The 11,945-nt window shown below is 58.3% G+C and carries 9 protein-coding genes and 1 CRISPR repeat array; of the genes, 1 reads left to right on the top strand and 8 read right to left on the bottom strand.

Going from position 1 to position 11,945, the window contains the following annotated elements; all coding sequences use genetic code 11:
* Positions 1 to 71: 71 nt before the first annotated feature.
* The 4 genes from FY206_RS08555 to poxB form a co-directional block, all read right to left on the bottom strand.
* Positions 72 to 1,085: an NAD-dependent epimerase/dehydratase family protein gene (locus FY206_RS08555; RefSeq protein WP_032639184.1), complete on the bottom strand. Its 1,014-nt coding sequence runs from the start codon at positions 1,083 to 1,085 to the stop codon at positions 72 to 74.
* 91 nt (positions 1,086 to 1,176) lie between these two features.
* Positions 1,177 to 2,613, bottom strand: a complete 1,437-nt coding sequence (locus FY206_RS08560) for an SDR family oxidoreductase (RefSeq protein WP_032639185.1) — start codon at positions 2,611 to 2,613, stop codon at positions 1,177 to 1,179.
* 10 nt (positions 2,614 to 2,623) lie between these two features.
* The gene (gene ltaE / locus FY206_RS08565; RefSeq protein WP_032639186.1) at positions 2,624 to 3,625 is read right to left on the bottom strand and encodes a low-specificity L-threonine aldolase; all 1,002 of its coding nucleotides are present in this window, start codon (positions 3,623 to 3,625) and stop codon (positions 2,624 to 2,626) included.
* A gap of 38 nt (positions 3,626 to 3,663) precedes the next feature.
* Complete coding sequence (gene poxB / locus FY206_RS08570) at positions 3,664 to 5,382, bottom strand: ubiquinone-dependent pyruvate dehydrogenase (RefSeq protein WP_032639187.1); 1,719 nt, start codon at positions 5,380 to 5,382, stop codon at positions 3,664 to 3,666.
* A gap of 151 nt (positions 5,383 to 5,533) precedes the next feature.
* Between poxB and FY206_RS08575 the strand changes: the two genes are divergently transcribed.
* Positions 5,534 to 5,968: a DoxX family protein gene (locus FY206_RS08575; RefSeq protein ID WP_032639188.1), complete on the top strand. Its 435-nt coding sequence runs from the start codon at positions 5,534 to 5,536 to the stop codon at positions 5,966 to 5,968.
* Positions 5,969 to 6,132: 164 nt separating this feature from the next.
* Positions 6,133 to 7,004: a CRISPR direct-repeat array (repeat unit 28 nt; unit sequence GTTCACTGCCGTACAGGCAGCTTAGAAA).
* Positions 7,005 to 7,285: 281 nt separating this feature from the next.
* Here FY206_RS08575 and hcr read toward each other — a convergent pair.
* The 4 genes from hcr to aqpZ all read right to left on the bottom strand — a co-directional run bounded on the left by hcr (position 7,286) and on the right by aqpZ (position 11,815).
* The gene (gene hcr / locus FY206_RS08580; RefSeq protein ID WP_077064062.1) at positions 7,286 to 8,254 is read right to left on the bottom strand and encodes an NADH oxidoreductase; all 969 of its coding nucleotides are present in this window, start codon (positions 8,252 to 8,254) and stop codon (positions 7,286 to 7,288) included.
* Positions 8,255 to 8,264: 10 nt separating this feature from the next.
* On the bottom strand, positions 8,265 to 9,917 hold the full coding sequence (gene hcp, locus FY206_RS08585; RefSeq protein WP_032639191.1) for a hydroxylamine reductase: 1,653 nt from the start codon (positions 9,915 to 9,917) through the stop codon (positions 8,265 to 8,267).
* 144 nt (positions 9,918 to 10,061) lie between these two features.
* Positions 10,062 to 10,961 (bottom strand): LysO family transporter, encoded by a 900-nt coding sequence (locus FY206_RS08590; RefSeq protein ID WP_032639193.1) that lies wholly within the window; start codon positions 10,959 to 10,961, stop codon positions 10,062 to 10,064.
* A 158-nt stretch (positions 10,962 to 11,119) separates the two neighbouring features.
* Positions 11,120 to 11,815: an aquaporin Z gene (gene aqpZ, locus FY206_RS08595; protein ID WP_032642513.1), complete on the bottom strand. Its 696-nt coding sequence runs from the start codon at positions 11,813 to 11,815 to the stop codon at positions 11,120 to 11,122.
* Positions 11,816 to 11,945: the final 130 nt, after the last annotated feature.

Here is an 11,945-nt window from a genome sequence, read left to right on the forward strand (position 1 = left end):
TTTTTGCACCCTCTCCAGCGGTACGGTGCAGCTGTAGGCCCGGTAAGGCGAAGCCGCCACCGGGCAACAGGCTAGCGGTGCAGTTTCCCGTGATCCCGTAACCACGCCGCCGTGCGCACAATCCCTTCATCCAGCGTCACCACCGGCTGATAACCCAGCTCATTCTCCGCCCGCGAAATATCCAGCGTGAAGTCAAAGTTAAGCTTCGATACGCCGTAATGCGTCAGCGCAGGCTCTTTGGCCGATTTACTGCCAAAGCGCTCCATGCTGCGGGCAATCATGTCGAGCATCGGGTAGGGAACCGAACGGATACGGCAGTCGATCTGCAGCTCGTCGATCAGCCGCTGCACAATGCTGCGCAGCGTGCAGGGCTCACCGTTAGTGATGTTATAGGCGCGGCCGGAGATCAGCTTATCGCAGTCCGGCTGGCTTGCCAGCCACATGGCGTGGACGGCGTTTTCGTAATAGGTCATATCCACCAGCGCATCGCCACCGCGCGGCAGCAGCACGCTGCCGTAGTGATGCATCATCTGCGCCAGGCGCGGAATAAACACCTTGTCGTGCGGTCCGAACAGGCTTTGCGGACGCAGGATCGTAAACCGGGTGTGCGGGTTCGACTGCGCCAGCAGGTCAATGACCTCTTCGCTGGCCGCTTTGCTGCGGGCAAACTCGCAGGCAAAGCGAGCAGGGCGGAAATCTTCCTGCACGTCACGATGGTGGTGGTAGTCGAAATAGAGCGATGGTGATGAGATATGGATAAAGTTACGCACGCCCCAGGCGACGGCCCATTCGCCCAGACGGCGGGTGGCCCGCACGTTGGCGAGATCGAAGGCTTCCTGGGTTCCCCACGGCGAGGTAAAACTGGAGCAGTGCCACAGCGTGTCGATACCGGCGAGCATGACCTTCGCCTGCGAGGAGACCAGCTCCGTCAGGTCGGCATGGACGAACTCTGCGCCCATTTTTTGCAGCAGTTTCCCCATCGCTTCGTTGCGACCGGTAGCCCTGACGCTGATGCCCTTGCTGCGCAGAAATTCGACCGCATTTCGGCCTAAGCCGCTGGTCGCCCCGGTAACCAGTACCTTCATAACTATCCACTGTGTTGAAAAGAATTTCGTGCGCATTCTTTCGTGAATTACGGCGCTATGCAATGGGAAAGGTGAAAGAAAAAGGGTTTTATTAACTTATTTTCATCTTTTGTTCTGCACGTTGCGCAATCCGTTTCGCCATCCCGCGGAAGATAAACAGGTGGGCGGGGATCATCAACAGCCAGTAGAACAGACCCGGCATTCCGTGCGGATGCCACCAGGCGCGGACGTCCAGTTCACGATAATCACCTTTGTCTTTGAGCGTAAAGCAGAGTCGCCCCAACCCGGGCGCTTTCATCCCGAACAGCAGCCCCAGCTGTTTTTCCGGCTCGACGATAATCACCTTCCAGCTGTCGACCGCGTCGCCCACCTCAAGATACGGGCGGGCCGGGCGGCCTTTAGCCAGCCTGTGCCCCACCAGCAGATCCATTGCCCCGCGCGTTTGCCAGAGGAGATTACCGAAGAAATACCCTTCTTTGCCGCCAATCTGGTTCACCACCTCCCACAGCGCGGCCAGGCTGGCAGAGGTTTTCACCGTGCAGCCCGCCTGTTTCGGGTAGTAGCCGTACTCCGGTCGCCAGCGGGCAAACGCCTGGGCGTCGTAGCCCCAGTCGCTGGAGTTCACCAACTGCTCTTCTTCTTTCAGCGTATTGCGCACCGCATCGTCGAAGCGGATCAGATCCTGGGGGATGAGCGCCCGCAGCGCGCGATCGTCCGCCAGCAGATCGTGCTTCAGCCCCTGGATCAGCGCTTTGGCGGTCGTCGGCGGCACGGAGGTGATCACATTCAAAAACCACACCGAAATCCAGCGGGTCGGGAAGGGAATGGGGATCAGCCAGCGGCGGCATCCGCTGACGCGCATAAAATGTTCGAACTGCTCCTGATAGCTCAGCACTTCAGGACCGGCAGCCTCCAGCACGCGGTGTTGCGCCGCCGGATGGTCCAGCAGGGCCACCAGATAATGCAGTAAATTCTCCAGCGCAATCGGCGTGGTGCGCGAACGCACCCAGCGCGGCGGCGTGAGCACCGGCAGGTTGTAGACCATATCGCGCATCACTTCGAAGGCGGCGGAGCCCGCGCCGACGATGATCCCCGCGCGCAGCTCGGTCACGGGGATATTGGCACCGCGCAGCGTGTCCGCCGTCAGCTGGCGGGCGCGCAGATGGTCGGACTGTTCATGTTCGGGCGCCTGGAGCGAGCTTAAAAAAATCACCTGCTTCACCGGCGTTTGCAGCAGGGCATCGCGGACGTTCATCGCCACCTGACGCTCGTGGGCGATAAAGTCCCCGCCTTCGCCCATGCTGTGCACCAGGTAGTAAAGCGTGTCGACCCCTTCCAGCAGCGCGGGAAGTTCCTTCGGCCAGTTGAGGTCAACGTTGTGGCAGGTGACGCCGGGCAAACTGAGTTTTTGCAGGCGTTCGGTGTTGCGTGCCGCTGCCAGCACCTGATGCCCCTGCTGGCTTAGCGCCGTGGTCAGGTGCTGGCCAATGTATCCGCTGGCGCCGAGCACCAGAATGCGTTGCGGCACGTCGGGCTCCTTAGCGCTGTAAAAACGCCTGCCAGTGTTTCACCACGTCGGTCAGCTGCTCGCGGCTGACGTCGAGATGCATCACCAGGCGCACGATCGGTGAGGCGTTGATCAGCACCCCGCGCGCTTTCATAAATTCGCCCAGCGCGGCGGCATGCTCGTCGCCGACGCGAACGAACAGCATGTTGGTGTCGTGACGCATCACGTCGGCGCCGATCTCGCGCAGCTGCGTGGCCATCCACGCGGCGTTATCGTGATCGTCCTTCAGACGCGCCACGTTGTTTTTCAGCGCGTACAGCCCCGCCGCCGCCAGAATCCCCGCCTGGCGCATGCCGCCGCCGGTCATCTTCCGCCAGCGGTTGGCGCGCTTGATGTAGTCCGCATTGCCGACCAGCAGGGAACCCACCGGCGTGCCCAGCCCTTTTGAAAGGCAGATGGTGAACGAGTCGCAGTATTGCGTAATCTCCTTCAGCTCGCAGCCGTACGCCACGACGGCGTTGAAGATACGCGCGCCGTCCACGTGCAGGCCGAGCCCGCGCTCGCGGGTGAATTCCCACGCGGCTTTCAGGTACTCGCGCGGCAGCACCTTGCCGTTGTGGGTGTTTTCCAGGCTGAGCAGCCTGGTGCGGGCGAAGTGGATGTCGTTGGCTTTGATTTTCGCCGCCACTTTATCGAGCGGCAGGGAGCCGTCCGGCGCGGCGTCAATCGGCTGCGGCTGTATGCTGCCGAGCACCGCTGCGCCGCCGGCTTCGTAGAGGTAGTTATGCGCGCCCTGGCCGACGATGTACTCTTCTCCGCGCTCGCAGTGGCTGAGCAGGGCAACCAGGTTCGCCTGCGTGCCGGTTGGCAGGAACAGGGCAGCCTCCTTGCCGCTCAGCTCTGCCGCATAGCGCTGCAGTTCATTGACCGTCGGGTCATCGCCGTAGACGTCGTCCCCGACCGGCGCGGCCATCATCTCTTCGAGCATGGCGCGGCTCGGACGGGTAACGGTATCACTGCGTAAATCAATCATGGCATGTCCTTATTGTTGAAAAGGCGATGCCAGATGTTTTACCTGAGCCAGTTGGTTTTTGCCAGTTCGATCACCTCATCACCGCGACCGCTGATGATGGCGCGCAGCATATACAGGCTAAAGCCTTTGGCCTGTTCGAGCTTGATCTGCGGCGGGATCGCCAGCTCCTCTTTGGCGACGACGACGTCCACCAGCACCGGGCCGTCGATGGAAAACGCGCGCTGCAGGGCTTCGTCTACCTCAGAGGCTTTCTCCACGCGAATACCGGTAATGCCGCAGGCCTCGGCGATGCGCGCGAAGTTGGTGTCGTGCAGTTCGGTGCCGTCCGTGAGATAGCCTCCGGCCTTCATCTCCATCGCCACGAAGCCGAGCACGCTGTTGTTAAAGACCACGATTTTGAGCGGCAGCTTCATCTGCACCACCGACAGGAAATCCCCCATCAGCATGCTGAACCCGCCGTCGCCGCACATCGCCACCACCTGACGCTCCGGCGCCGTGGCTTTCGCGCCCAGCGCCTGCGGCATAGCGTTGGCCATCGAGCCGTGGTTGAACGAGCCGAGCAGACGACGTTTGCCGTTCATCTTCAGGTAGCGTGCCGCCCAGACCGTTGGCGTGCCCACGTCGCAGGTAAAAATGGCGTCGTCGTCGGCAAAATGGCTGATCTGCTGCGCCAGGTACTGCGGGTGAATGGCCTTGTCGCTCGGTTTAGCGAGATCGTCCAGCCCCTTGCGGGCATCGCGATAGTCGCTTAAGGCCTTATCAAGGAACGTGCGGTCCGTTTTCTCTTCGAGAAGCGGCAGCAGGGCGGCAAGGGTCGATTTGATGTCGCCCACCAGCGCCATATCGACCTTGCTGTGCGCGCCGATGCTGGCCGGGTTGATATCAATCTGAATGATTTTCGCATCCGCCGGGTAGAACGCGCGATACGGGAACTGGGTGCCGAGCAGGATCAGCGTGTCGGCGTTCATCATGGTGTGGAAGCCGCTCGAAAATCCGATCAGGCCGGTCATGCCCACATCATAGGGGTTGTCGTACTCCACGTGCTCTTTGCCGCGCAGGGCGTGAACGATCGGCGATTTAAGCTTACCGGCAAATTCCAGCAGCTCCCTGTGCGCGCCCGCGCAGCCGCTGCCGCACATCAGGGCGATATTGCTGGAGTAACGCAGCAGCTGCGCCAGCTTTTTCAGCTCCTCTTGTGCAGGCGTCACGACCGGCTGCGGGGCGTGATACCAGTGGGTGCTGGCCCCTTCAGGCGCGGCCTTGAGCGCCACGTCGCCGGGGATCACGACCACCGACACGCCGCGGTTCAGCACCGCCTTGCGCATGGCGATCGCCAGCACCTGCGGGATCTGCTCCGGGGATGAAACCAGCTCACAGTAGTGGCTGCATTCACGGAACAGCTCCTGCGGATGCGTCTCCTGGAAATAGCCGCTGCCGATTTCGGAAGAGGGGATATGGGCGGCAATCGCCAGGACCGGGACATGATTGCGGTGGCAGTCGAACAGGCCGTTGATCAGATGCAGGTTACCCGGCCCGCACGAGCCTGCACAGACGGCCAGTTCACCGGTGAGCTGCGCTTCGGCACCAGCCGCAAAGGCGGCAACCTCTTCATGACGCGTCGGCATCCATTCGATGGTCTTCATCTTATTAAGGCTGTCGCTCAGTCCGTTGAGGGAATCGCCGGTGACGCCCCAGATACGTTTTACGCCAGCCTGTTCGAGCGTTTTCGCAATATATGCAGCCACGGTTTGTTTCATGGTTGTCCTTCTCCTTTTTGTGATATCGCTTACAAGCTTAGAAGAAAGTCTCCGTATTGCCCGTCATTTCCCCCCAATTAAAAGGTGCTTTTCATGCGCAATTATTCGGCATAATCTGTTCATACATTAGTGAAAACAGGAATCATTTCAAATGGTTGAATCATTGTTAATTACTGTTAATGAAAAGCTATCATGCGACGATCTTGGCAAACTCTTGTTACGACTTGCCGTCGGCGGGCTGATGCTGTTTCACGGTTTGCACAAGCTTTTTGGCGGCGTGGGCTTTATTAGCGGCATGCTGGTGGAAAAAGGATTGCCGGGATTTATCGCCTACGGCGTGTTGGTTGGTGAAGTGGTTGCGCCGATCCTGATTATTATCGGGCTCTTTACGCGCCCGGCCGCGCTGGTGCTGGCGTTTACGATGATTGTGGCGTGGCTGATGGTGGGAATGGGTGAAACGCTCGCCCTCGATAAGGTAGGTGCATGGGCGATTGAAAGCCTGGTGTACTTCTTTATCGGCTCGCTGGCGGTGGCGTTTTTAGGGGCAGGGCGTTTTGCGCTGGGGAAAGACCCGGCGTGGCGTTGAGGTTTGGGCTATGGCATGAAGGAAGGGGTCTACGGACCCTTTTTTATTGGTGATTTTTAACTCATTGATTTTATTGGGCTGAAATATATGCGAAGAAAAAGGGGTTGAGACGATTTTTTAGGTAATTTCTTTATCTGACAAGGTGATAGGTGTAGATTGTTCCAGTTCACTGCCGTACAGGCAGCTTAGAAAAGGAAGGGGAATTGACCACGGTCAAAGAGGTAGTTCACTGCCGTACAGGCAGCTTAGAAATTGACTTTAATCATTCTGCTTTCCGTGACGTCGTTCACTGCCGTACAGGCAGCTTAGAAAGCCAGCAGAATAAGGTTCAGACTCTAAATAAGGTTCACTGCCGTACAGGCAGCTTAGAAACTGCCGGGGGCTGCTCTGGCGCCTGCGGCGCCGTTCACTGCCGTACAGGCAGCTTAGAAAAACAAGGTATTCCGCGGATGTTCTCAAGACAAGTTCACTGCCGTACAGGCAGCTTAGAAATCTGCTGGCTGGCTAACAACCTGCATCATTGCCGTTCACTGCCGTACAGGCAGCTTAGAAATCTTCATTTGGTCATAACCTCTTTTTTTAGTTGTTCACTGCCGTACAGGCAGCTTAGAAATGGCCGCCGTCGCTAAGCAGCACGCTATCTCTGTTCACTGCCGTACAGGCAGCTTAGAAAGACCGGCTCCGTCGTGGACTGGGCGAAATGGTGTTCACTGCCGTACAGGCAGCTTAGAAACTGAAGGTATGGGAGAAGAACGGTTATCGCCGCGTTCACTGCCGTACAGGCAGCTTAGAAAGGATTGGTCGGCACTTTCGGCGCAAACTGTGATGTTCACTGCCGTACAGGCAGCTTAGAAATGTCCAGCTCCAGTTCTCCCAGGATGGACTTGAGTTCACTGCCGTACAGGCAGCTTAGAAACAGCGCGGTGCCGTACCACGTCAGCCGCAGCAGTTCACTGCCGTACAGGCAGCTTAGAAAGTACGAGACTGGTGGGCCTTCGCTGAGAAATTGTTCACTGCCGTACAGGCAGCAATCACACCTGGTTATGTCAAACACTGTGCCGCCTGATTATAAGCCCGGTGGCGCTGACGCTTACCGGGCCTACAAATAGCCAACATGGGGAAAGTAGGAACAGAGTCAATTAAGTTTTGTTCACTGCCGTACAGGCAGCAATCACACCTGGTTCTGTCAAACACTGCGCCCCCTGATTATAAACCCGGTGGCGCTGACGCTTACCGGGCCTACGAAGAGCCAACATGGGGAAAGTAGGCCGGGTAAACGCAGTGCCACCCGGCAAAAAACGGCGGCACCGCGTCAGATTATGCGAGGACCAAATCCCCCTGCGGATGGCACGAGCACGCCAGCACGTAACCCTCGGCAATTTCCGCGTCCGACAGCGTCATGGTGCTGGTGACGGTATACTCCCCGGAAACTACCTTCGTCTTACAGCAGCCGCACACGCCGGCGCGGCAGGCGGCCACGACAGGCACCTTGTTGCTTTCCAGCGCCTCCAGCAGCGTGGTTCCCACGCGGCCAAAGAAGGTCTGCGCAGGCTGTAGCTTAGTGAACTGAATCCCGCTGGTTGCCGCCTCCGCCACGGGCGTGAAGAACAGCTCCTTGAAGAAGCGGGTCACGCCAAGCGCTTTCACTTCTTTCTCTACGCTGTCCATGTACGGCGCCGGGCCGCAGGTCATCACGGTGCGGTTTGCAATATCCGGCACGCTTTGCAGCAGCTCGCGGCTCAGGCGACCGGGCACAAAGCCGTGTGTCGCGTTGTGCTCGGCCAACAGCGTCACCGGATAGTGGCGCCACTCCTCGGCAAAGATCACATCGTCCGGGGAGCGCACGCTAAAAATCACCTGCACGTCGGCCTGCGGACGGTTTTTCGCCAGCCAGCGGCGCATCGACATAATCGGCGTCACGCCACAGCCCGCCGCCAGCAGCAGGAATTTATCGTCTGCCTTGTCGTCACAGGTGAAATTACCCTGCGCGTCAGACAGCCAGATATAATCCCCGCGCTTCACGTCACGGGTCAGCCACTGGGAGCCCGCGCCGTCTTCAATGCGGCGGACGGTGAGCGTAATGTACTCGCTCACGCCCGGCGTTGAGGAGATCGTGTAGGCGCGCAGGGTGTCCGCCGAATGTCGAACGCTGACCAGCGCATACTGACCTGCACGGTACGGATAGTAATCGTGGCAAATCAATGAGAGCGTCCACACGTCCGGCGTCTCCTGGCGGATGTGATGAACCTGCATCCGCCACGGACATTGTGAGGTTGGCATGGTCATGAATAACTCCTTACGCACTCAGCAGCTGCTTCATATCATCTTCAACGTTGGTCACGGAACGCAGACCGAATTTCTCGTTCAGCACCGCAAGCAGGTCCGGCGTCAGGAAGCCTGGTGCCGTCGGCCCGGTCACGATGTTGGTCACGCCCAGAGAGAGCAGGGTCAGCAGGATGACAATCGCTTTCTGCTCAAACCATGACAGCACCAGCGACAGCGGCAGATCGTTCACGCCGCAGCCCAGTTTTTCCGCCAGGGTAACCGCCAGAATGATGGCCGAGTAGGCATCGTTACACTGGCCCGCATCGATCAGGCGCGGCAGGCCTTCGATGTTGCCGAAGTCCAGCTTGTTGAAACGGTATTTGCCGCACGCCAGGGTCAGGATCAGGCAGTCTTCCGGCACGCGGGTGGCGAAATCGGTGAAGTAGTTACGCTCGCCGCGCGCGCCGTCGCAGCCGCCGACGAGGAAGATGTGGCGCAGCTTTTCACGGCTGACGAGATCGATCAGCGAATCGGCGGCGCCGAGCAGGGTTTCACGACCGAAGCCGACGGTAATGAGGTGCGGGATCTCGCTGTACGGGAAGCCCGCCATCTGCTGCGCCTGGGCGATAACCGGACCGAAATCGTCGCCTTCAAGATGGCTCACGCCCGGCCAGCCGACGATGCTGCGGGTCCAGATGCGGTCGTCGTACGCGCCTACGGTAGGGTCGATGATGCAGTTTGAAGTCATCAAGATAGGGCCGGGGAAGCGGGCGAACTCCACCTGCTGGTTCTGCCAGCCGCTGCCGTAGTTGCCGATCAGATGCTTGAATTTACGCAGCTCCGGGTAGCCGTGTGCGGGCAGCATTTCGCCGTGGGTATAGACGTTCACGCCGGTGCCTTCGGTCTGCTTAAGCAGGTTGTAGAGATCTTTCAGGTCATGGCCGGAAATCAGGATGCACTTGCCTTCGGTCGCCTTAACGTTGACCTGGGTCGGCGTCGGGTGGCCGTAGGTACTGGTTTCACCAGCATCCAGAATGCTCATCACGCGGAAGTTCATCTGGCCGATTTCCATTGAGCACTCAAGGAGGGCATTCATATCGGCAGGCCAGGTGCCCAGCCACGCCATGATCTTGTGGTACTGCGCGTAGATATCGTTGTCGTACTGACCGAGCACGTGCGCGTGTTCCATATAGGCCGCCGCGCCTTTCAGACCGTACAGGCACAGCAGACGCAGGCCCAGAATGTTCTCGCCAATCGCCGCTTTGTCTTTATTCGGGGTGAACTCTGCCGCCTGGCGCTGGAGGTCGCCGAGATCGTCACTCGCCAGCTGAAGTTCTGACATCGGGTTGTCCACGCGGGCGTTAGCATCAGCGTTCAGGCACTGCGCCTTCAGCGCTTCCCGCAGTGCGATGGCTTCTCGGGCGTAGCCAACAATGCGCGGCGAATCGAAGTTAACGTTGGTCAGCGTGGAGAAGAAGGCGCGCGGGGCGAAGCTGTCGACGTAATGGTCAACAATGCCGTATTCACGTGCCTTGAGCGCCCAGGCGGAAAGGCCTTGCAGGGCCGCAATCAGCAGGTCCTGCAGGTCAGATGTTTCTGCGGTTTTGCCGCACATACCCTGCGCGTAAGAGCAGCCGTTGCCTGCCGGGGTACGGATGGTTTGTTCACATTGCACACAAAACATAATCACACCTGTTAAAGTTATATTTGATATACATGTTTAAGGTTATGCCTGTGCCAGAACGGTGAAAAGGGCTTTCTGCTACAAAATAGAGGGAGATTGATTTAGCGCAATTTTGGCGGCAGGAAACCTACCGCCAAAGAAGTATCAGGCGGAGAAAAACGCCATCAGAATGGGAACCAGCAGGCTCAGGATAAAGCCGTGAACGATGGCGGCAGGCACCAGCTCCAGGCCGCCGGAGCGCTGGAGTACCGGAAGGGTAAAGTCCATCGACGTTGCGCCGCACAGGCCCAGCGCGGTAGAACGGCTGCGGCGAACCAGTCCCGGGATCAGCATGATGGCAATCAGCTCTCGCGCCAGATCGTTAAAGAAGGCGGCGCTGCCGATGACCGGGCCGAATGATTCCGTTAGCAGAATACCGGAAAGGGAGTACCAGCCAAATCCGGAGGCCATTGCCAGGCCGGTTTTCAGCGGCAGATCGAGAATATAGGCGTTAATGACACCCGCCACCATTGAGCTGGCGACAACCATTACGGCAATAATCATCCCCCGGCGGTTGAGGACAATTTGCTTCAGCGTCATGCCGTTATTTCGCAGCTGGATACCGATCAGGAACAGCAGGAAGATGAGCGTATATTCACTGGCCTCCGTCGCATGCTGTAAAAATGCCCAACCGGTCAGCCCAAGAACAAAACCGAGCACCACGACGCCGCACAGTTTTAATGATTCAAGCGCCATCGCAATTCGGGAAGGGAGTTTTTCCTGATGATGGTGGTTTTTCCATGGAATAGTCCGTTCCAGCCACAGCAGCGCGGCAATATTGCACAGCAAAATAACGACCACGGTGACCGCAGAATAATGGAGAATGGAGAGTAAATTCGCTGACAGGTTGTCCAGAAATGCCAGGCTAATCCCCATAAAGAAAAGAATCACGTAGACAATCCAGCTCAGGAATCGATTAATGAGCCTTAATGCGGATTCACGATGGAGCGGAATAAGATAGCCCGCAATCAGGGGCAGCAGAATAATGAGGAGTCCTGAAAACATGAACAGCCGGTCCTTTTGAGTATCTGGTGAGCGCCAGAGACACTACCCAATAAAGGCTGTCCAGTAAAGCGGCATAAAAAAGCCGGGCGGCGGCTGCGCCTTACCCGGCTTGTATGTACGGCCTGCTGCCCTCTCCCACGTGGAGAGGGAGGGAAAGATTAATCGCGTTTTTCCAGCAGGGTGCGGTACAGCACGCCGCCCAGAATACCGCCGACAATCGGCATCACCCAGAACAGCCACAGCTGCTCAAGCGCCCAGCCGCCCTGGAAGATGGCGACGGCGGTGCTGCGCGCCGGGTTAACGGAGGTGTTGGTGACGGGAATAGAAATCAGGTGAATAAGGGTCAGCGCCAGACCAATCGCAATCGGGGCAAAGCCTGCCGGAGCGTGTTTGTCCGTTGCGCCGTGGATCACCAGCAGGAAGCCGGCGGTGAGCACAATTTCAATCACGATGGCAGACAGCATGGAGTAACCGCCCGGGGAATGTTCGCCGAAGCCGTTAGAGGCGAAGCCGCTGGCCGCCGCGTCGAAGCCCGCTTTGCCGCTGGCAATCACGTACAGCACGCCAGCTGCAATAATTCCGCCCACCACCTGCGCCACGATATAGCCAATCACGTCTTTAGCCGGGAAACGACCGCCCGCCCATAAGCCTAACGTCACTGCCGGGTTAAAATGACCGCCGGAAATATGGCCCACGGCAAACGCCATGGTTAACACGGTTAAGCCAAACGCCAGCGCGACGCCGACAAAACCAATGCCTAATTCCGGGAATGCTGCTGCCAGAACGGCGCTACCGCAGCCGCCAAATACCAGCCAGAATGTACCAAAGCATTCTGCCGCCAATTTTCTAAACATAACCACCTCTAAATAATTTTCCGCACGCTTCCCGCGCGCGGGATATATCGCCATAAAGGGATGACGACTCAAAGAGCCCGTATTTTAGAAACCAACAACATCCCTTCGCCACTTAAATAAATTCGATTAA

This window comes from Enterobacter chengduensis, assembly GCF_001984825.2.
GTDB lineage: Bacteria > Pseudomonadota > Gammaproteobacteria > Enterobacterales > Enterobacteriaceae > Enterobacter > Enterobacter chengduensis.

Bases quoted from the DNA above. Each gene is read 5' to 3' on its own strand.
- hcr (WP_077064062.1), bottom strand. From the start codon at position 8,254: ATGACCATGCCAACCTCACAATGTCCGTGGCGGATGCAGGTTCATCAC.
- ltaE (WP_032639186.1), bottom strand. From the start codon at position 3,625: ATGATTGATTTACGCAGTGATACCGTTACCCGTCCGAGCCGCGCCATG.
- poxB (WP_032639187.1), bottom strand. From the start codon at position 5,382: ATGAAACAAACCGTGGCTGCATATATTGCGAAAACGCTCGAACAGGCT.
- FY206_RS08590 (WP_032639193.1), bottom strand. From the start codon at position 10,961: ATGTTTTCAGGACTCCTCATTATTCTGCTGCCCCTGATTGCGGGCTAT.
- FY206_RS08555 (WP_032639184.1), bottom strand. From the start codon at position 1,085: ATGAAGGTACTGGTTACCGGGGCGACCAGCGGCTTAGGCCGAAATGCG.
- FY206_RS08575 (WP_032639188.1), top strand. From the start codon at position 5,534: ATGGTTGAATCATTGTTAATTACTGTTAATGAAAAGCTATCATGCGAC.
- aqpZ (WP_032642513.1), bottom strand. From the start codon at position 11,815: ATGTTTAGAAAATTGGCGGCAGAATGCTTTGGTACATTCTGGCTGGTA.
- hcp (WP_032639191.1), bottom strand. From the start codon at position 9,917: ATGTTTTGTGTGCAATGTGAACAAACCATCCGTACCCCGGCAGGCAAC.